This window comes from Pseudotamlana agarivorans (assembly GCF_018860245.1).
Lineage (GTDB): Bacteria > Bacteroidota > Bacteroidia > Flavobacteriales > Flavobacteriaceae > Pseudotamlana > Pseudotamlana agarivorans_A.
Map to the genome: position 1 here is coordinate 318,565 of NZ_JAHKPD010000008.1, position 20,147 is coordinate 338,711.

General features: G+C 34.5%; 18 protein-coding genes. 3 read left to right on the forward strand and 15 right to left on the reverse strand.

Going from position 1 to position 20,147, the window contains the following annotated elements:
* Positions 1-12: 12 nt before the first annotated feature.
* The gene (locus KO493_RS04180; protein WP_216066686.1) at positions 13-1,014 is read right to left on the reverse strand and encodes an NAD(P)H-dependent glycerol-3-phosphate dehydrogenase; all 1,002 of its coding nucleotides are present in this window, start codon (positions 1,012-1,014) and stop codon (positions 13-15) included.
* 132 nt (positions 1,015-1,146) lie between these two features.
* Here KO493_RS04180 and KO493_RS04185 point away from each other — a divergent pair, with 132 nt between their 5' ends.
* Entirely contained in the window at positions 1,147-2,076 is a 930-nt protein-coding gene (locus KO493_RS04185; protein ID WP_216066687.1) for a nicotinic acid mononucleotide adenyltransferase, read from the forward strand.
* Positions 2,077-2,274: 198 nt separating this feature from the next.
* Positions 2,275-4,041, forward strand: a complete 1,767-nt coding sequence (locus KO493_RS04190; protein ID WP_216066688.1) for a 7TM diverse intracellular signaling domain-containing protein — start codon at positions 2,275-2,277, stop codon at positions 4,039-4,041.
* A gap of 500 nt (positions 4,042-4,541) precedes the next feature.
* On the opposite strand, the gene KO493_RS04195 is transcribed toward KO493_RS04190, so the two are convergent.
* The 12 genes from KO493_RS04195 to KO493_RS04245 all read right to left on the reverse strand — a co-directional run bounded on the left by KO493_RS04195 (position 4,542) and on the right by KO493_RS04245 (position 15,989).
* The gene (locus KO493_RS04195; protein WP_216066689.1) at positions 4,542-4,940 is read right to left on the reverse strand and encodes a hypothetical protein; all 399 of its coding nucleotides are present in this window, start codon (positions 4,938-4,940) and stop codon (positions 4,542-4,544) included.
* A gap of 191 nt (positions 4,941-5,131) precedes the next feature.
* Complete coding sequence (gene nadD / locus KO493_RS04200) at positions 5,132-5,710, reverse strand: nicotinate (nicotinamide) nucleotide adenylyltransferase (protein WP_216066690.1); 579 nt, start codon at positions 5,708-5,710, stop codon at positions 5,132-5,134.
* 10 nt (positions 5,711-5,720) lie between these two features.
* Complete coding sequence (gene gmk / locus KO493_RS04205) at positions 5,721-6,311, reverse strand: guanylate kinase (RefSeq protein ID WP_216066691.1); 591 nt, start codon at positions 6,309-6,311, stop codon at positions 5,721-5,723.
* 39 nt (positions 6,312-6,350) lie between these two features.
* The gene (locus KO493_RS04210; RefSeq protein ID WP_216066692.1) at positions 6,351-7,208 is read right to left on the reverse strand and encodes a YicC/YloC family endoribonuclease; all 858 of its coding nucleotides are present in this window, start codon (positions 7,206-7,208) and stop codon (positions 6,351-6,353) included.
* A 158-nt stretch (positions 7,209-7,366) separates the two neighbouring features.
* Positions 7,367-8,740: a magnesium transporter gene (mgtE, locus tag KO493_RS04215; protein ID WP_216066693.1), complete on the reverse strand. Its 1,374-nt coding sequence runs from the start codon at positions 8,738-8,740 to the stop codon at positions 7,367-7,369.
* Between the two features lie 20 nt (positions 8,741-8,760).
* Positions 8,761-9,555: a 16S rRNA (adenine(1518)-N(6)/adenine(1519)-N(6))-dimethyltransferase RsmA gene (gene rsmA, locus KO493_RS04220; RefSeq protein WP_216066694.1), complete on the reverse strand. Its 795-nt coding sequence runs from the start codon at positions 9,553-9,555 to the stop codon at positions 8,761-8,763.
* 53 nt (positions 9,556-9,608) lie between these two features.
* Positions 9,609-9,932 carry a DUF4286 family protein gene (locus KO493_RS04225; protein ID WP_216066695.1) on the reverse strand — a complete coding sequence of 108 codons (324 nt, stop codon included), beginning with the start codon at positions 9,930-9,932 and terminating at the stop codon, positions 9,609-9,611.
* Positions 9,933-9,976: 44 nt separating this feature from the next.
* On the reverse strand, positions 9,977-11,752 hold the full coding sequence (locus KO493_RS04230; protein ID WP_216066696.1) for a tetratricopeptide repeat protein: 1,776 nt from the start codon (positions 11,750-11,752) through the stop codon (positions 9,977-9,979).
* Positions 11,753-12,109: 357 nt separating this feature from the next.
* A complete protein-coding gene (locus KO493_RS15995; RefSeq protein ID WP_289846506.1) occupies positions 12,110-12,238 on the reverse strand; it encodes a hypothetical protein in 129 nt (42 codons plus the stop codon).
* A 167-nt stretch (positions 12,239-12,405) separates the two neighbouring features.
* A complete protein-coding gene (gene serS / locus KO493_RS04235; protein ID WP_216066697.1) occupies positions 12,406-13,677 on the reverse strand; it encodes a serine--tRNA ligase in 1,272 nt (423 codons plus the stop codon).
* Positions 13,678-13,750: 73 nt separating this feature from the next.
* Complete coding sequence (locus KO493_RS04240; protein WP_216066698.1) at positions 13,751-15,061, reverse strand: HTTM domain-containing protein; 1,311 nt, start codon at positions 15,059-15,061, stop codon at positions 13,751-13,753.
* Positions 15,051-15,989 (reverse strand): bifunctional riboflavin kinase/FAD synthetase, encoded by a 939-nt coding sequence (locus KO493_RS04245; protein WP_216066699.1) that lies wholly within the window; start codon positions 15,987-15,989, stop codon positions 15,051-15,053. The genes KO493_RS04240 and KO493_RS04245 overlap by 11 nt, the downstream gene beginning before the upstream one ends.
* Before the next feature lie 68 nt (positions 15,990-16,057).
* Here KO493_RS04245 and KO493_RS04250 point away from each other — a divergent pair, with 68 nt between their 5' ends.
* Complete coding sequence (locus tag KO493_RS04250) at positions 16,058-18,754, forward strand: zinc-dependent metalloprotease (protein WP_216066700.1); 2,697 nt, start codon at positions 16,058-16,060, stop codon at positions 18,752-18,754.
* Positions 18,755-18,762: 8 nt separating this feature from the next.
* Here KO493_RS04250 and pth read toward each other — a convergent pair whose 3' ends face one another.
* Positions 18,763-19,389 (reverse strand): aminoacyl-tRNA hydrolase, encoded by a 627-nt coding sequence (pth, locus tag KO493_RS04255; protein WP_216066701.1) that lies wholly within the window; start codon positions 19,387-19,389, stop codon positions 18,763-18,765.
* An 89-nt stretch (positions 19,390-19,478) separates the two neighbouring features.
* Entirely contained in the window at positions 19,479-20,099 is a 621-nt protein-coding gene (locus KO493_RS04260) for a 50S ribosomal protein L25/general stress protein Ctc (protein WP_216066702.1), read from the reverse strand.
* Between the last annotated feature and the right edge of the window lie 48 nt (positions 20,100-20,147).

Sequence of the window (20,147 nt, forward strand, 5' to 3'; positions counted from 1 at the left end):
ACTTTGTATGGTCTAATCTAACTTCTCAGTTAACTTCTTAAAGACTTTTTTAGGGTTTTTGTTTTCGTATAATACTTCGTAAACGGCGTTTATAATAGGCATTTGTGTTTTCTTGGCGTTTTTAAGGTTGAGTTCGTGCGCACTTTTAGTGGCGTAATAACCTTCGGCAACCATGTTCATTTCCATTTGCGCCGATTTAACGGTATAGCCCTTGCCAATCATGTTTCCGAACATGCGGTTACGAGAAAAAACAGAATATCCTGTTACCAATAAATCACCCAAATAAGCCGAATTATTAATGTTACGTTTCATTTTATGTACTTTCTTAATGAAGCGCTTCATTTCGCGAATCGCATTACTCATTAATACACTTTGGAAGTTATCGCCATATCCCAAGCCATGGGCTATACCTGCGGCGATGGCATAAATGTTTTTAAGCATCACGGCGTATTCTATACCTATTACATCATCGCTTATTGTCGTTTTAATGTAATCGCTACTTAAGCTATTTGCAATGGCTGTTGCTTTGTTTTGATCTGTACAAGAAATCGTTAGATAAGATAGACGCTCTAAAGCAACTTCTTCGGCATGGCAAGGTCCTGCTATGACCGCAATATTGTCGTACGGTACTTTATAAATATCATGAAAATGCTCACCAACCAATAATTCTGTCTCAGGCATTATGCCTTTTACGGCAGAAACAATGGTTTTGTTTGAAATGTCTATGTTGAGTTTTTCTAATTCGCCATGTATAAAAGCAGAAGGGATTACGAATATAAGCACATCGGCATATTCTGCAATTTCATTAATGTCGTTACTTAGTTTGAGTTGCTCTAAGTGAAACTCAACAGAACTTAAATAATTAGGGTTGTGTTGTTCGCGCTGTAAGTGTTCTTTCGTATAAACACTACGCATATACCAACCAATTTCATCTAAATTTTCAGAAAGCATTTTAACAATGGCAGTCGCCCAACTTCCTGCTCCAAAAACGGCGTATTTTAATGGTTTATCCATGAAAACTAAATCAATTTCTAGTTCAAAAATACATAAAAAAATGATGAATATGTGGGGTTTGATGGTTAAGCATTTGTTTTTTTGGCACGTGTTTTGAAAATTAGAATTTAGAAATCATTAACTTGTTGAAATATGAAAACAATAAAATTACTTTTGGTCGTGGTGTTTAGTGCCACCTTTTTTACCTCCTGTGAGGATGTTTATGTGGAAGAGCCTGGAATTTCTCTAAACCAATTATTAGGTAAATATGAACTATGGTATGTCGATGTAGACGCCACCTTAGGTTATGGCGAGACCCCTTGGCTTCAAAAAGCTTTTACCGTGTCGTTTAGAAATGGGGTGTTGTATGCAAATAATAATATTGCCGGCATTAGAGACAATGGTAATGGTTTTGGTATCGATGTTGGAGTATATGATGCTTACCAAATGATTTTAGATGTAGACCACGATATAGACGGTTTTTCCTCCTTCGATGTCTATCAAATTTCAAGTAATACTATAGAACTTTATAATCCAAGAAATGACACTTCTTATTTTTTAGACGGCTATCAACGTTCAAATTTTGATTACGATATGGTGTTTTACGATAACATTCATTACTTCTTACAAGATTATACGGCTTGGGAAAAAATTTATACCAGTTCGGCAGGGACTGTAAATCCTTTTGATGATGAAAATTATTTACAGTTTATAGCTGGCGGTAACGACAAGACATTCCAGAGTTCACAAGATCCCGTGGGGATGAACCCTAATCATATAATTTGGGATTATATTGGTGATTATGGTATTGGTGATGTGTCGAATGACATGTATTTAAAAACTTTAACATTAGATTATGATTCGTATGGCAATGAGTTTTTTGAATTGAGCGTTATAAACGATGAAACAATAGCGTTGTACCAACCATCGTCTGGAACAACATATGAATTTGCTGGCCGAGGTTATATCCAATATGTGAAGGCCGCTAATGGTAAAGATGACACGAATAAATTAATAGAGAAAAAACGTAAGTTTAAAAAAGATAGAAAAGAAAATCCTAGAAGTAGTACAAGGGTTTTATAAGAGTTTTTTGGTTGGTTATTTAGTTAGAAACCGTTTAAAGTCCATAGCTTTGAGCGGTTTCTTTTTTGTATTATAACTTAACTATGGCTGTTTTTATGGAGGTTAACTTGTTATTAAATAAGTTATTTCCAGTTTAACTATTCAATTTCCTATAAATTAGCAACGATTATAATTCAATCGTTAGAGTTTCAAATATTAATGAAAACCATACTATCTATCCTTTTCTTTTGTACTGTTTGTTTTGCTGTAGCCTGGCATAATAGTGATATAAAAGTAGATACTGTTTCAAGACTTTCCATTATTAAGGATTCTCTTAAAAAAGATTTTGATCTTAAAACTCATTTTAATTATAAGCAAAATAGAAAAGTACATACCGAGCTCAATAAAGTAATTGACATTACCAGCATTAACGAAACCGATTACTTAGGTGATTTCTTTTCTTTTGTAGAGGATTCATTACGTGAGTTTAATAAAGAAATAATTGTAAAACAGCAGTTTCGGCCTATATCCAATGCAATAATAAACTTTGGTTTTAGTAATAGTACACATTGGTTAAAATTCTCGATGGAAAATTCGAGTTCAAAAAAGGTAGAGAAATTACTATACATTCAAAAACCACTTCAGGATTCCATTACATTATTCTATTATAAAGATAAAGTATTAAGGCAATTTGAAAATGGCTATATGATCAAGGATAAGGATCGGTCTAATAATGGCTTGGCTTTGTATTTTCCTCTGAGTTTAAATGCCAATGAAACTCAAACCTACTTTTTAAAATGTAATAGTAAGTATGGTAAGGCCATTGCTGCGAACATTGTTTCCGAAGCTACTTTTCATCAAAGAGAGCGCATGGAATTAATTGCTGTTTGTTTATTAATTGGTGCGCTGTTAACGCTGTCTATTTATAACGTTTTTTTGGGTTTTGCACTCAAGGATAGGTTATATGGTCTTTATGCTTTTGCTATTTCTGGATCTTTAGTGACACAGCTTGCAGCTAGAGGATTCATGAAAATGTATCTCATTCCCGATAGTGCATTTATATTGAAATGGTCACCAGTATTTTTTATTTCATTAGGTACTATTGCTCTTAGTTTGTTTTGTGTGAAATTTTTAAATACCAAACGGTATAGTAAAATAGCTCACCGATTACTCTGGGGAGTCATTTTCTATATGGTTATAGCGTTAATCATTGAGGTGTTTATTTCAGAAATATTTAATATCTATTGCACAAATGCCCTGGTCGCCATAGGTTTAATGGCTTTCGGGTTTGTTGCTTTGTTTTCTGGAATTATGGTATACCTCAAAGGTAATAAGTCGGCACGGTATTTTATTTATGCCTGGACCATCTATTGCGTTACTATTGTTATTTATGTATTAACCCTTTTGGCTTGGTTGCCTATTAATGCGTTTACTACCAATGCCTACATGGTGGGGTCTTTAGTAGAAGTCACCTTATTATCTTTAGCCTTAGGAGACCGTTATGATCAATTACGTAAAGAAAAGAAAATGTTACTAAGCACTTTAGTTACCAGAGATGAGGATATTTTGGCTAAAAAGCAAGAGATCATGGCTTTAATGACTGAAAGTATTCGGCACCTAAAAAACAAGTTGCAATTAGCTGAAAATCTTAAAAAATTGAATAAGGCTGAAGAAGGTGTGACGCTTAAAAATATATTGGTTGACTTACTAAGCGAAAGTTATGATGATAAAAAATTACTACTTACTAAAGAAACCATAGATTTTGAAAATGCTGAGTTTATCAAGAAACTTAAAGAACGGCATCCAAATTTAAGTCCAACAGATGTTGAAGTTATAACGTTAATAAAAATAGGGTTGTCACGTAAAGAAGTTGCAAAATTTAGACAAGTAAGCCTAGAAACCGTGAAAAGTTCTCGATTTAGAATCAAGAAAAAATTAAATTTATCTAAAGATATTGTTCTAGATGATTATGTTAAGTCTTTGTAGGTTAGTATTTTAAATACTTGCACCCCATATGCACCCTGTAAATATTTTATGGTGTTCTTGAATAAATGTATCATTGTGTAGATAATTTACAGTTATGGGACATTTTTTTAAAATATGTTTTGAGCATTGGCCAAAATTCAAAAGACTTAAATTTTTTGTAAACCTGCTTCTTAGAGAAAAGAATAAATTTATTAAACTCTAATTAAGCCTTTGTTATATTTTAACTATTAAAAAATACGCTTTTTTTATAAAATTAGAGATCACTATTGATCTTGCGCGATCCATAAAAATAGTATTAGTTGATAGATTGAATTACTGTTTTTGGTGGGTGTTTTAAAGGGGGTTAATGTTGAAAACAACTATGGCCTCATGGTTAAAAAACTTTAACTGTAAGATGTTTTTAAGTCTACAGTTTCTTGTTATTAGGAACATATGGTGTATTCCACTATTTAGAGTTAGAAATTTATTTTATAGAGTTTTAATAGGTGTCATAGATTGTGTTAAGACTCAATAGAATACACGGCACGCTTGCTCCAATTGGTTAACATGTACCTGAATTTTTCATATTTAGAAATATGACTGATAGACCAGTATAGCGTCCAAAGTCCAAGAGTAAAGAAGAGCGCGATACCAAACTTTAAATCATAGATTCCAATTATAGTGCTGAAAACAATGTTGCAAACCACGTTAAGTAAAATAGCTTTTCTAATGCTCATTTTTAACATGCCAGTAATAAAGTTCCAAGTCACCAATTGATCGGTGATTATTATTTTATCGTTATTATGAAAATCGATAAAAACACGATGACTGTTATCCATTATAATAGTTAATGAATTAGTCTCTCGTTTGTACTTATAATCAAACTTGTTTAAAAAATCTTCGGTGTTTTCAATATTCATTTAAGCGCTTTCCTTTTAAGATATTTCATGGCAATGGTGTTCTGAAATTTTCGAAAAATAAAGGTATACGCTATGACCGACTCGTATGTTACCGATTTGTTAAATTGGTGTGAAATAAGTTAAGGTTGTTGCTATTTTGTATAGAAGCCCTAAGATTTAATGCTTGATTGTGCTTTTTTGTTAATTGAAGTTTATTTGTAAAAGTTCATTTCATCCAGGTAATTGAATACGTGTTCAGGTAGCATAGGCTGAATATTGGTGCCGTCTTTAATCGCCTTTCTAATAAAAGAAGACGACAATTGCATTATTGGAGCCTCAATACGGGTAATTTTAGGATGGGCTACCAGTTCTGGTTTTATTTGATATGCCGTGATTCGTGGGTAAACATATACATAATGATGTTGTAAAATCACTTCATAATTTTTCCATTTATGGAAGCTCTTTAAATTGTCTTCACCCATAATGAGTGCAAATTCTTTATCGGGGTATTTCTCCTGTAAATGCACTAAGGTATTCACCGTATAATTGGGTTGTGGCAATTTAAATTCTATGTCGCAGGGTTTTAATTTGTCGTAAGGTTCGGTGGCACGGTATACCAATTCGTAGCGATGGTGGTTGTCTAAAAGTGTGCTTTTCTTTTTAAAAGGGTTGTGAGGGGTTACAACAAACCAAACTTCGTCTAAGTCGCTATATTCTGCAATGTAGTTGCCAATAACCATATGCCCCACATGAATGGGGTTAAAAGAGCCAAAATAGAGTCCGATTTTCATGGATAGACGACTATGAGTTTATAAAATCACTAATTTTTTGATGGGCCTCTTCTAAAGCATGTTCCAAAGTATCATTGATTACGATGGTGTCAAATAAAGGTGCAGTTGCAAGCTCTGCAGACGCTTTTGCAACACGCATGTTTATTTTGTCTTCAGTTTCAGTTTTGCGCTTTTTTAAACGGATTTTCAACTCATCTACACTTGGTGGTTTTACAAAAATGGCCAAGGTTTCTTCAGGGAATTTACGCTTAATTCTTAGTCCGCCAGAAACATCAATATCAAAAATCACATTTTTTCCTTTAGCCCAAATACGCTCCACTTCAGTTTTTAAGGTACCATAAAAATTATCACGATAGACTTCTTCCCATTCTAAAAAATCATCGTTTTTAATGTGGTTTTTAAAATCGTCGGCCGATAAAAAATAATAGTCTTTACCGTGAACTTCGGTACCGCGACTTTCTCTTGATGTTGCCGAAATAGAAAACTCTAAGTTTAAGTCTTCTTGCCCAAGTAAGTGTCTTACTATGGTTGTTTTTCCTGAGCCTGATGGCGCTGAAAACACGATTAACTTACCTTTTACTGCTTGTTTTTGCTCTGCCAAACCTTAATGTTTTAAATCGCTAAATGGATGCCTTTTTAATTAAAGGACGTTTAATAATTGTTCTTTAATTTTTTCCAATTCGTCTTTCATTTGAACGACTAATTGTTGCATTGGGGCATAATTACTTTTAGAACCAATGGTGTTTATCTCTCTACCCATTTCTTGGCTTATAAAACCTAGTTTTTTACCGTTAGAATCTTCAGAGTTTATCGTTTCAGTAAAATAGTTTAAGTGGTTTTTTAAACGTACTTTTTCTTCAGTAATGTCAAATTTCTCAATGTAATAAACCAATTCTTGTTCGAAACGGTTTTCATCGTATTTTTCTCTTAATTCTTCCACGCCTTTCAATAAACGTTCGCGAACACCCTCAACGCGTTCAGGGTCCATAGCAATGACTTGTTCAAGGATTTTTTCAATACTTGTAATGCGATCGTTAAAGTCTTTCTCTAAAACGATACCTTCGTTTAAACGGTAGTTGTTTAAATCGTTTACAGCCGTATGAATACCCGTTTCTATGTTTTGCCATTCATCATGATTAATTTCTTCTCTAACGGTGTTTAAAGCGTCTGGAAAGCGCACAGCCATTTTTAGTAATTCAACATCATCTCCATCTACTACATTTCTTAGCTGCTCAATATATTGCTTAACAACAGGCGTGTTAATTTGCGTCGAAGTATCTTCAGCAGTAGCTTCAACATAAATAGAAAAATCTACTTTTCCACGAGTTAATTTATCGGCTAACACTTTTCTTATAGCCAATTCTTTTTCACGGTAAATGGAAGGCATTCTTGCATTTAAATCTAAATTTTTACTATTTAAAGATTTAAGTTCGATGGTTACTTTTTTTGTAGGCAATTGCAATACAGATTTTCCGTAACCTGTCATAGAATATATCATATGCTGAAGTATTAAGTTACGCAAAGGTAACTAAAAGCTGAGGTTTAGGAAACAGTTAAGTGAACCTAAAATGAATACTTTGAGGTTGCTATTTAAAATTTCAAAATAAACTGGATCCTACCACCTTATTTTATTGAATAAGTAGAAATCTTTTTCTATTAAAACCCTAAAATCATCTTCGCAATTAAAAAGTAGATAAAAATACCAAACACATCATTACTTGTGGTAATGAATGGTCCCGTTGCTACAGCAGCATCGATACCTCTTTTGTCAAGGAAAATAGGGATGAATGTACCAATTAAAGCGGCCATAATGATTACCGTAATTAAGGCAACACAAATAGTAATAGACTCTAAATAGGTGGTATGGAAAACAAAATGACTAATAAGTAAAACAATAGAGGCAATGGCCAATCCGTTAACTAAGCCTAAAGCAAATTCTTTAAGAAGTCGGCTAAAAATTTTACCATCAATACTGTTGTTTGCGAGTCCTTGAACGACAATCGCAGACGACTGTACGCCTACATTCCCTGCAGTGGCTTGTATTAATGGAATAAACATGAGTAAGGCTGGAAATTTTAGCATGGCATCACTAAAACCATTTATAATACTTGCAGCACCAATACCACCAAACATACCAATTAAAAGCCATGGTAAACGGGCTTTGGTGAGTTCCCAGATACTATCATCGTGTTCAACATCACTAGTAATACCAGCTGCTAAAAGGTAATCTTCTTCGGCCTCTTCCTTCATGACGTCTACAACATCATCAATAGTAATACGACCAAGTAAAGTGAAATTATCATCGACTACAGGAATAGCTTCCAAATCATATTTTTGCATGATTTTCACAACATCTTCAGCGTCTTCATGTACGTTTACAAAATCGACACTTGAAATATAAATGTCTGCAATTTTCTGATCATTTTTAGCAACAATAAGATCTTTAAGAGATAATCTACCTACTAATTTATCTTGTTTGTCAACGACATAAACCGAATGTACTCGGGTAACTTCTTCGGCTTGACCGCGAATACGACGTAAACATCCAGCAACCGTCCAGGTATCATAAACTTTAACGAGTTCTTTCGCCATTAATCCACCGGCAGTATCCTCATCGTAGGCTAAAAGCTCGCGAATTTCGGCCTGATGTTCGATATCTTCAATATTCGAAATAACCTCTTGCTGACGATCTATAGGCAGTTCTGCAATGATATCGGCAGCATCATCGGTGTCTAGTTCCTCAACTTCTTCGGCAATTTCTTTAGCTGAAAGATTCTTTAAGACTTTCTCACGATTGGTTTCATCCAACTCCATAAGGATATCGGAAGTCGTTTCAGAATCCAGAAGTTTAATCACATACATAGCGTCTTCTAGATTTAATTCATCTAGAATTTCAGCAATATCAGCATAGTGAAACTCATCTAAAACAGTTTGTAACTCTTTGTTGTTCTGTTGTTCAACAAGAAGTTCTACCTGTTCAATAAGTTCGTCGGTGAGCTGAAACTGTATGTTTTCTTTTTCTTCTGCCAAAGGGAAAGATTTTTAACGGTTTAAACGTCCTGTTCAATCAATTGCGTAAGCTCAATAAAAGCTTGAACATTTAATTGTTCTGGGCGTTTGCCAAATATAGGGTTTGCTTTTAAATTATCTGACAAATCGAATGTTTTTAAACTGTTACGAAGTGTTTTTCGACGTTGTTGAAAAGCTGTTTTTACGGTTCTAAAAAAGAGTTTCTCATTACAGGGTAAACTGTAGTCTTCTTTTCGCGTTAGTCTAAGAACTCCAGAATCCACTTTTGGTGGCGGATTAAATACATTTGGTGGTACTGTAAATAAATATTCGGCATGGTAAAAAGCTTGTGTTAATACCGAAAGTATGCCGTAAACCTTACTGCCCTCTTTAGAGCAAATACGCTGGGCGACCTCCTTTTGAAACATGCCCGAAAATTCAGGAATTTGATCACGCATTTCTAAAGTTTTAAAAACAATTTGAGTTGAAATATTATAAGGAAAATTACCTATAATTCCGAAAGATTCTCCTTTAAAGACTTCATTTAAATCATACTTTAAAAAGTCTTTTTCAATAATACGAGGTGCCAAGTTAAGATAATTGGCTTGTAGGTATTCAACCGATTCGGTGTCAATTTCAACCACATAGGTGGTCACGTCCTTTTTTAATAGATACTTAGTAAGAACGCCCATTCCTGGTCCTATCTCTAAAACATTTTTATAGTTTTTTAAAGCTAGGGTATCGGCAATTTTTTCGGCTACGGTTTCGTCATTTAAGAAATGCTGACCTAAATGTTTTTTTGCCTTTACTTGATGATGGTTTTGATTATTTGCCACGAATTCTGGTTTATAATTAATAAAAAGCCTTTACGGCTTGGTGCAAAGCTACACTATTTAAAGTTCACCGTGAATTCATTTACAATTTGCAACTCTGTTTTAAAAGTCAGCATTTTATCTGCAAAATTTTTCAGGCCTTCAAGGCGAAATTTCTCGGCATCGTCTCGATAAAAGGCGTCTAAAGCTTCTCGAGAATACGATCTGTATTGCACAGAATAGGTTTGTCCGCCCATTTCTTCTTCTACTAAAACTTTTGTTAGGGTTGCTTTTTCGAATTTTCCAGTGCCTAAAACCTTTGGGATATGTGCTTTGATCCAGATTAGCCATGCGTCATGCACAGAATCATCCACATTCATTGTTTCGTTGTATATATACATTTTTTGTTGTTGAATTGTTACTGATTTAGGTTAGCCCTCAAAATTTAATTTACGGCATCACCTCTTAAAGCCCTAAAATGTTTCCTAGATTCTACGAAGTAAATACTATCGGCATGATTAAATATGATTTTCTCGTATAAATCTTTTGCTTTTTTGGGGTCGTTTAAGTGGTATTCGTAAATTTTTGCGAGGTTAAAATAGGCATCGTCAATTAAAATACCCTCGCGATAATTGGCGATAATGCCTTCGTAATTGGCGCGCGCTTTGTTAAATTGAGATTCTTTTTCGTACAATTGCGCTTGCTTAAATAAAGTTTGAGCGATTATAGGTTCGGTTTTATGAGCCTCTAGTATTTTGTCTAATAAAGTAATCGCTTCATCATTCCTATTTTGAAACGCTAACAAATCAGCTTTAGCATAAATTTTTAAAGCGGTTTGAAGCGAGTCTTCATATTTATTATCAGTTATCAATAATTTTAAGTCTAAAGCATCATTGGCAATTAATTGGGAGGTTGATGATTTTAAAATTTTAAGTTGTGATTCGGCCCATTTAAAATCACCTTTATAATAGCTCGCTTTTGCGACTTTAAAACGAGCTTCTTGAGAAATGGTGCTGTTTTTTAAGTTGCGTTGAATTTGGGTATAATAGATTAAAGCTTTGTTGAATTTTTCCTGAATGACCAAAATATCACCCAGTTTAAGTTTAACTTGGGCCTGTTCAAGTTTGTTTAAAGGCGCCTTAAGGGTGTCTTCTAAGAAACGTATGGCTTCGTCTGTTTCATTTAAATAAAAGGATAGAAAGTTGGCGTAAGCAATTTTTAAATCTAGCGATTTGTCTTTGTTAGGATATTGAGATAACAGTGCTAAAAATGTTTCTTTTATTTGGGGGTAATCTCTTTTATTACTTGTTTTAATATCTATTTCAAGGATGTTAAAATAAGCTTCAAGTTTGGTGTTATCGCTTTTGGTGGTTTCAATAACATAATTGTAGATATCTTTAGCTAATTGGGTTTCGTTTTCGCTAGCTGCGATCTCGGCCAATTCGAAAATAGGGTGCAAGGTTAGGAGTTGTCTGTTATAAATGGCCTTTTCTTGAATAAAGGCTTTTTTATATTCTTTTTGCTGAATAAACAACCAGCTTAAAAGTGAATTCCACAGTGGTTTGGGATCCTGCTGCATTTTTTTTAGCAATATTTTTTTGAATAAAATATTGTTTTCATTCGTAGGCTCTTCACTTATAAAATCGTTAACTGCACGTTTAACATCGCTTGAAACCGAAGGATTCGATTCGGCATATTCAATATAGCGGGTAAACATTTTATCGATATGTCCTTGTTCGCCATAAATTTGAGCAAGCTGCACGCTAAAATTGAAATTCGGATTTAAAACCATGGCTTTTTCATAAGCTGTTGCGGCTTCATTTAATAGCGCGTGATTTTGAAATCCTCGTGCTATGGCATATACATGAGTTGGGCGTTCATCTAAGGCATCAAGGGCTTTTTTGTAATAGGTTTCTGCCGATTTTTGATCTTTACTAAGTTGATAGTTATAACCCATTTCTACAAAAAATGCAGGGTATTGCACGCGTTTCATTATGGATTCTAAAAAGGCGTTTGCTTCCGCATATAGCTCCAGTTGTTGCTGTGTGCTAACAATCTGGTTGATGTAGTTTACGTTTGAAGGTGAGCGGTCATAAAGCTTTTGGTAGGCTATTAACGCTTTATCATAGTCTCCATTTTTGTAGTATTCCTTAGCTAAAATGTCTTCTTGTGCTAACAAGGAGTGGCTAATAATTAAGAAAAAAATTAGGAAACGCTTCATAGCACAAAGATACTAAAGGCATTGATATGTATTTCCATATTAATAAAGCTGTTTTCTTATTATTTGAATAACTTAAACTCGTGACGAATTCACAACCAAAAATAAGAAAATTAAGATGTTATTAAGCCCATAGTCATGAATTGAATGCTGTTTTAAATAGAACAATTTCTAGCCCGGTATCTTAAAAAATACAACAAAAAAATGCCCGAATAAAATTCGGGCATAGACCAATCAAAATAATTTGTATTGCTACTATTAAATTAAACACTCGATTGGGGACTATCGTTGGTTTCCTTGCTTTAGGGAAACCTTTTATTTCTATTTCGTTGTATTTTAAACAACTAGCAATGCTTTTTATTATTTGTCACCAGATTTGCTGATACTCGTTTTGGTTCCCGATTTAAAAAGATCAAAATCTGGAGACAAGATTTGACTCACAAAATATATAAGTACTATTATAAGCCCAAGACGTATTAGGTTTTTCATGATAAGTAGTTTTGGGGGTTCTTATCGCTAACTTGGAGAATAAATTTGTAAAACGCAAAAAAACCACATATTTATCGTTGAATGACGAGATAAATATGTGGTTTGTCGATTTTGTATAAAAAAACTTAATTAAAGCGTAGTGTTTTACCTGCTAATTAAGTGGAGGTTTAGTCAATAATTTTAAACCCTGTATATGGTTGTAAAATTTCTGGAACTACGATACCTGCTTCGGTTTGGTAGTTTTCTAAAATTCCTGCCAGTACTCTTGGTAAAGCTAAAGAGCTCCCGTTTAAGGTATGTGCTAATTCATTTTTACCATCACTATTTTTAAAACGTAGCTTTAATCGGTTTGCTTGAAAGGTTTCAAAGTTTGATACTGAAGAAATTTCTAACCAGCGATCTTGCGCTGTTGAAAATAATTCAAAATCGTAAGTCAAAGCTGAAGTAAAGCCTAAATCGCCACCACATAAACGTAAAATTCTATATGGTAATTTAAGTTCTTCCAAAATTCCTTTCACATGACTTACCATACCATCTAATGCTTCGTAAGATTTACTAGGATGTTCCACTCTAATAATTTCAACTTTATCAAATTGGTGTAACCTGTTTAATCCTCTAACATGTGCCCCATAACTACCTGCTTCACGACGAAAACATGGTGTATAGCCCGTAATGGTTACTGGCAATTCGCTTTCATTTAAAACCACATCTCTAAAAATGTTGGTTCCAGGAACTTCAGCAGTAGGAATTAAGTATAAGTTGTCTTCAGTAATATGGTACATTTGCCCTTCTTTATCTGGCAATTGCCCAGTACCAAAACCTGAAGCTTCGTTAACCACATGAGGTAATTGATATTCAGTATAGCCAGCGGCTGTATTTTTATCTAAAAAGTATGCAATTAAGGCACGTTGTAGTCGTGCGCCTTTCCCTTTATAAACAGGGAAACCAGCACCAGCAATTTTGTTTCCTAATTCGAAATCTATAATGTCGTATTTTTTAGCTAATTCCCAGTGTGGTAAGGCACCTTCGTGCAGTTTTGGAACTTCTCCAGCTTTAAAAATTTCTTCATTATCGTCTTCAGAAACTCCGCTAGGTACAATGGCATTAGGTACGTTAGGGATTTTATAAAGCAATTCATTTAATGCTTCCGCTTTAGCGTTTAACAACTCAGAAAGATCTTTTGAAGTTTCCTTTAATAGTGTGGTTTTTGCTTTTAATTGGTTAGCTTTTTCAACTTGTCCCGATTTAAATAAGTTACCAATTTCTTTAGAAAGCGTGTTGGATTCGGCTAAAGTGTTGTCTAATTCTGCTTGAAGACGTCTGCGGTCTTCATCAAAAGTAACTACATCTTCTACTAATTGAACAGCGTTAAGGTTTCTTTTGGTTAAGCGTTCAACTACCAATTCTTTGTTCTCTCTAATAAATGCAACTTGTAACATGTCGTGAAAATTTAAGCGACAAATTTAGGGAATTACGAATAATTCTAATGGAAACACTACACGAATTTTACGATTACTTAACAGGGAGTAGCCATGAACTGTGTTTAAAAACATCCCAAGGCATATTGGCGATGTCAATATCAGGATTAATAAGGGTTTGGTAAGGTTTACCGTTAACACTTACTTGGCAATCTACGAAAACCCCAATAGCCATATTGTTGGCTTTATATTGCTTTTTAAGACGTTGTGAAAATTGCCAAATAACATCGGGCTTGGCACTTGCCGAACGCACCTGTTTCTTTGTTAAATACTGGTTTAGGTTCACTTTAAAGCGCTTGCCATTGGCTTTGTTTTCAATCCAGTAAGTTGTTCTAGCGGTTTTCGATCTCAACATCATACGCCATGATAAACGATGACCTTCTTCAGTCCAAAGTACATTGCCTGCTATAAAATGATGACGTAGCGGTAAACCAATTTGTATGATAAAATAGGTGAAAAATATAACTAAAAAAATGTTTTGGTGCTTCGGAATAATAACTGCTCCACCCTTGTAATGTGTTTTCTTTTTTAGGAATAATTTCTGAATGACTTCGGAAGGAAAAAAGAACAAGGTAAAAGCAAGCGATAAATACGGGAAAATACCAATTTGAAAGACTAAAGAATTAAATATGTGAAATATTACTGAAGCTCCAAAGGCATATTTTCGGGTGGGTTTGTATAAAAGCAAAGGCACAATAAGCCCGTCGAATAAAATACCGCCATAGGCTAAAAGATACTGCAACCACTTTTGTTGAAGCAATTCACCAACTAAGACATAGTCCTTTTTGCCTCGCATTAAGGTTTCTATAACGGTGGCATCAAGCCAATCGGGGTACAGTTTGGCTATAGAAGCGTAGGTATAAACTATAAAAAGTTGCAGAATGATAACAATGCGGCACCATTGTGGCATGGCATCCGTTTTTATTTCAGGGTTTATTTTAGCATCGATAGAAGCGTATTTATTAGCGGGAAGAATCACCATAATCGCGCTTAAAAGCATTAAGAGGTAATAGTGATTGTTATAAGATGATTTTTGCATTAAATAGGTTGCAGACCACATGAGTGTGAAGCAAATCATGCTAAGTCGGTATTTGTAGCCTACCATAATAAGTAAACCAAAAATACCCATGAGGGCATAATAATAGTACATGCCATCACCTGGGAGTGGTTGCAACCACTCAAAACCTATAAAATTAAATGTGAATTTAGGTTCAACGAGCGTGCGTTTAATCCAACCTGTAAAAATAGCACCAACCGATTCTAAAAAACATAAAGCCCCGAAAATGATTCGGAAAACAACTAAAGCCGAGTTGTCGATATGTTTAAAAAACCATTTATTCAGCATGGTGTTTAGAAATGTAATCTAACGCAGTTGTTTTGTCTTTTTTAAGTTGCTCGGTTAAAGCTTCAATCGAATCAAATTTTTCTTCATCTCGTAAACGGTGTAAAAACTCAATTTTTATAGTGTCATCGTAAATGTCTGCATTGAAATCAAAAAAGTGCACTTCTATAGTTTGATTACTGCCATTTACAGTAGGGTTCATGCCAATATTCATCATGCCAAAAACAGGTTTTCCTTGTACTGTAGCGCGTACAATATACGAGCCTTGTTTTGGGATAATTTTGTAATCTTCAATGATCTTTAGGTTTGCCGTGGGAAAATTAAGTTGTTTTCCTAAGCCTTTTCCTTTGGTAACAACACCAGAAATCATGAAGTTATAGCCTAAAAAAGCATTGGCTTTTAAAATATCGCCTGCTTCTAGGGCTTTTCTTATTTTAGTAGAACTCACCGAAACATCGTTTATGTCTTGAGCCGATATTTCTTCAACTTCAAAACCGTAAGTTTCACCAAAAACCTTTAAGTCATTGATATCAGCATTTCTATTTCTTCCAAACCGATGATCGTATCCAATAATAACTTTTTTGGCATTAATTTTATCGACTAAAATGTCTTTCACAAAATCTTCGGCAGAAATTCTAGAAAATTCTTGAGTGAATTTTTTAATCATTAAATAATCTAATCCTAAATCGTCTAAAATATCATGACGTTCCTTGATGGTATTTATCAATTTAATGTTAGAATCTTTTTGTAAAACCATTCTAGGGTGCGGAAAAAAAGTAAGTATTACAGATTTTAAGCCGTCTTCTTTGCCTGTGTTAATTAAGCGTTTTATTATTTTTTGATGTCCAATATGCACGCCATCAAAAGTTCCAATTGTTACCACTGCAGGCTCTTCAGACTTGTAAGTCTCTATATTTTTAACTTTTCGCATGTATTGAATAAAACTTAATACTTATAGTTTTGCTATATTTGAAGGAATAAATAGCCTCTAAATTGTTTATGAAAACAAAACTACATTATGTTTTAACAACTGCAATGCTTTTGTTTGCATTTTCAGCATTATCACAAACTAATTTTTTTGTTAAAGTTAGTGATAGTAAGTCTTTACAGAAGCGCACTAAGGGTAAGGTTGATGGAAAAGGGGTTTATTATCGGTTTGATTACGATGCGTTATCGGAAACTTTAACCGGTGTTTCAAAACAATCTAGCAGCTCTAAATCGGCCAATTTAATATTAAGTTTTCCTAGTAAAAATGGAACGTTAGAACGTTTTGAAATAGCCGAATCTTCGGTGTTACATCCTGATTTGCAGGCAAAATACCCTGAAATTAAATCGTTTATCGCTAAAAGTTTAGATAATCCAATGGTGCGTATGCGCTTTAGTTTGTCTCCATACAACGGACTCTCGGCTATGGTTTTGGGGCGTGATAAAACATTAGTTTATCAACCCGTATTAAATAGACCTGATGAAATATTAGTGACTTCAAAATCTAATGTTACAGAAAACGTGTTCCTTGAATGTGCAAGTTTGAATGCAGATTTAGATAAAACTTTTAAATCTGAAGGTGCTAAAGATGCCGATGATGGGAAACACCGTAAATATCGAATCGCCATTTCTGTTACTGGTGAATATGCCCAGGCCAATGGCGGTAGTTTAGCTTCTGTAAATGCTGCTATCAATGCCACATTAACCAATATAAACGCAGTTTTTGAAAAGGATTTTAATGTGTCTTTAGAATTAATTCCTACTAACGATGCTGTCATTTATCTAAACCCAAGCACCGATCCTTATACCGGTTTAGGAAGTTACAATCAGCAATTAGCAAACACCTTAGACCTCGTTATTTTAGAATCAAATTACGATATTGGACACCTTTTTGGAGGGATAAATGATGCCAATGATAATGGCACCGGTGATGCAGGATGTTTGGGCTGTGTTTGTAATAACGGTGGTTCTTATCCCGCAAAAACGCATAAAGGTGCGGGGTTTTCTACAAGTTCATCTCCACATGGTATTAATTTTGACATAAATTATGTGGCACATGAAATTGGACATCAATTTGGAGCAACACATACCTGGACACATGATGGTAACGAAGGTTTTAATAGCCAAATGGAACCAGGGGGTGGGTCTACCATTTTAGGTTATGCTGGAATTACAGGGTCTTATAATGTGCAATTAAATAGTGATCCATATTTTCATGCCATTTCAATTGCTCAAGTTACTAGTTTTGTGAAAACCACGACTTGTGCAACTGTAACAGATACAGGTAATGCTACGCCAAATGTTGATGCCGGAGATGATTTAGTCTTACCTATTGGAACGCCTTTTATGTTAGAAGGATCGGCAACCGATTTAGATGGTGATGTACTAACGTACTGTTGGGAGCAGTTTAATGAAAATAATGCGGCAACGAGCTATCCAGATCCTAATTTTTCAAATTCAAACGCTGTACTATTTCGTTCGTTTTTACCTACAGAAAAACCTATGAGGTACTTTCCTAATTTAACCGATTTAAGGTTTGGTTTAAATACCACCCAGTGGGAAAAAGTGCCTACCGTAGGCAGAACAGCAGATTTTAGATTAACCGTAAGAGATAATAAATTAGGTGGCGGATCTAACAATCATGACGATATGCGTGTGACTTTCGATGCAGCCTATGGGCCTTTCGAAGTGACTTCTCAAAATAAAGAAGGTATTACATGGGTTAGTGGCACTACAGAAACTGTATCATGGCGGGTTAATAGCACAAATAATTTGGCAGGAAGTTCGCATGTAGATATTTTGTTATCTACCGATGGGGGCATGAATTATAACGATGTGTTGGCTTCAAATGTTCCCAATAATGGTGCTTATACGTTTGTGGTTCCAGACTTACCAGCGCCGTACTGTAGAATTATGGTTGTGCCTACAGATAATCATTTCTTCAGCATTAACACACATGATTTTTCTATAAATTATACTGTGGATACCAGTTGTAATCAGTATGCGTCTGGATCTAATTTAGGGATTGCTATAACAGATAATGGAAAAGCTTTTACAGAGAGTCACACCATAAATGTTGGTGCTTCGGTAACCATTACAGATCTAAATATTGGCATTAATATTAGTCATGGTTATATAGGCGATTTAGAATTTGCCGTTGTAAGTCCGCAAGGTACAGAAGTCAAGTTAAAATATCACGAAGATTGTGGCGATGAGGTAAATATGCTTGGTCTTTATGATGATGATGCTGAACCCTATAATTGTTCAAATTCTGCTGCGGGATTAGCCTATCAGCCATTAAATGAATTACTGTCGCAATTTGATGGTGAGAATATTTCTGGCAATTGGACCATTCTTTTGGGGGACTTTGAAGCGGGAGATCAGGGGGTTTTAAATTCTTGGTTTATTGAAATTTGCGATACCACAGAATCACCATTAGACAATCCAGAAAACCCAAATAAGGATGAAAATTTAGTTGTTTTTCCAAACCCGAGCGAAGGGGATTTTGTTCTAAAAATGTATAACCCTTCTAATAATGATATTGAAATTAAAGTTTTAGATCTTAATAATCGCCTGGTTTATGAAGATACTCAAGTGGGACTTACCAACTTAGAAGAAACGTTAAGGCTAAGACAATTGAAGTCTGGAATGTATATTTTATATGTAACTAATGCTATAAAAACCTTTACTAAAAAAATTATTATACGGTAGTCTTAAATTTATTTGCCGTTGAAACTATTCATAGTGTTATTAATACCTGCTAAACCGAAAGATTTTATAAGTTCGGTAGCTTTTTCTAGGCGTTCTTTAAGTTTGTCACTTTCCTCTGGAGTCCATTCACCTAAAACATAATCCACTTGTCGGCCTGTTGAAAAAGCGTCACTGATTCCCAATCTGAAACGGTTGTATTTGTTGGTGTTTAGTTTGTCTTGAGTGTCTTTTAATCCATTATGCCCACCGTCACTGCCTTTAGTTTTAACACGAATGCTTCCAAAAGGTAAGTTTAAATCGTCGGTAATGACTAGTAAATTTTCTAACGGAATTTTCTCTTTCGTTAACCAATACAGGATAGCCTTTCCGCTTAAATTCATAAAGGTATTGGGTTTTAAAAATATGAAGGTTCTTCCTTTTAATTTGTAGGTAGTAAGATCACCCAGTTTTTGAGTTTCAAAAGTTAAGTCTTCTTTCTTGGCAAAGAAATCAAGTACTTTAAAACCAATGTTGTGGCGTGTGTTTTCATACTTATCACCAATATTTCCTAAACCAACGATTAAATATTTTTTCATAGGATTTTGTTCTTCTACAAGTGGCGTATTTCTAAAAAGACTAACTAAAAATGACCACATCGATGCGTTTTTTGTAAAAATAAAAAAGCATCCTGAATCCCGAAAATTTTCGGGACAGGATGCTTTTTATATAAGTTGAAGAATAAAATTTATTCTTGAGTTGCTTCAGCAGCAGCTTCCGCTCCTTCTTCCGCTCCTTCTTCTTCCTCATCTTCAGCAATAGCTGTTCTAGATGTTCTAATTTGACAAACAACAGTGTTGTCTGTATGTAAGAAAGAGTATTTTTCGTTTAATAGATCTGCTACAGATACTTTATCACCAATTTTAAGCGGTGTAATATCGATTTCGATAAAATCTGGTAAGTTAGCAGGAAGTGCTTTAATACGTAATTTACGGTTGTTTCTTCTTAAAACACCACCGTTTTTAACACCTCTAGAGTTACCTACTAAGTTTACAGGAATATTTAAAGCAATTTCTTTATCTTCAAATAATTGATAGAAATCGATGTGTAATATTTTGTCTGTTACAGGGTGAAATTGAATGTCTTGTAATACTGCATTAAGTGTTTCACCATTGTCTAAATTAATCACAACTGTATGCGCATTAGGCGTGTATACAAGTTTAGAGAAAGCTAATTCTGGTGCAGAGAAATGCACTGGTTTATCTCCTCCGTATAATACGCAAGGAACCTGACCAGCATTACGTAAGGCTTTTGTTGCTTTTTTGCCTACGCTTTCTCTTTGAGATCCGTCGATTGTAATTGATTTCATTTGTTATATATATTTAATTAAAATTCACTTTTTGTGTTCGATTCCCTT

Excerpts from the sequence above, each read along its gene's own strand:
- KO493_RS04180 (WP_216066686.1), bottom strand. The coding sequence starts at position 1,014 with ATGGATAAACCATTAAAATACGCCGTTTTTGGAGCAGGAAGTTGGGCG.
- KO493_RS04185 (WP_216066687.1), top strand. The coding sequence starts at position 1,147 with ATGAAAACAATAAAATTACTTTTGGTCGTGGTGTTTAGTGCCACCTTT.
- KO493_RS04190 (WP_216066688.1), top strand. The coding sequence starts at position 2,275 with ATGAAAACCATACTATCTATCCTTTTCTTTTGTACTGTTTGTTTTGCT.
- KO493_RS04195 (WP_216066689.1), bottom strand. The coding sequence starts at position 4,940 with ATGAATATTGAAAACACCGAAGATTTTTTAAACAAGTTTGATTATAAG.
- nadD (WP_216066690.1), bottom strand. The coding sequence starts at position 5,710 with ATGAAAATCGGACTCTATTTTGGCTCTTTTAACCCCATTCATGTGGGG.
- KO493_RS04210 (WP_216066692.1), bottom strand. The coding sequence starts at position 7,208 with ATGATATATTCTATGACAGGTTACGGAAAATCTGTATTGCAATTGCCT.
- KO493_RS04225 (WP_216066695.1), bottom strand. The coding sequence starts at position 9,932 with ATGTATATATACAACGAAACAATGAATGTGGATGATTCTGTGCATGAC.
- KO493_RS04230 (WP_216066696.1), bottom strand. The coding sequence starts at position 11,752 with ATGAAGCGTTTCCTAATTTTTTTCTTAATTATTAGCCACTCCTTGTTA.
- KO493_RS15995 (WP_289846506.1), bottom strand. The coding sequence starts at position 12,238 with ATGAAAAACCTAATACGTCTTGGGCTTATAATAGTACTTATATATTTT.
- serS (WP_216066697.1), bottom strand. The coding sequence starts at position 13,677 with ATGTTACAAGTTGCATTTATTAGAGAGAACAAAGAATTGGTAGTTGAA.
- KO493_RS04240 (WP_216066698.1), bottom strand. The coding sequence starts at position 15,061 with ATGCTGAATAAATGGTTTTTTAAACATATCGACAACTCGGCTTTAGTT.
- KO493_RS04245 (WP_216066699.1), bottom strand. The coding sequence starts at position 15,989 with ATGCGAAAAGTTAAAAATATAGAGACTTACAAGTCTGAAGAGCCTGCA.
- KO493_RS04250 (WP_216066700.1), top strand. The coding sequence starts at position 16,058 with ATGAAAACAAAACTACATTATGTTTTAACAACTGCAATGCTTTTGTTT.
- pth (WP_216066701.1), bottom strand. The coding sequence starts at position 19,389 with ATGTGGTCATTTTTAGTTAGTCTTTTTAGAAATACGCCACTTGTAGAA.
- KO493_RS04260 (WP_216066702.1), bottom strand. The coding sequence starts at position 20,099 with ATGAAATCAATTACAATCGACGGATCTCAAAGAGAAAGCGTAGGCAAA.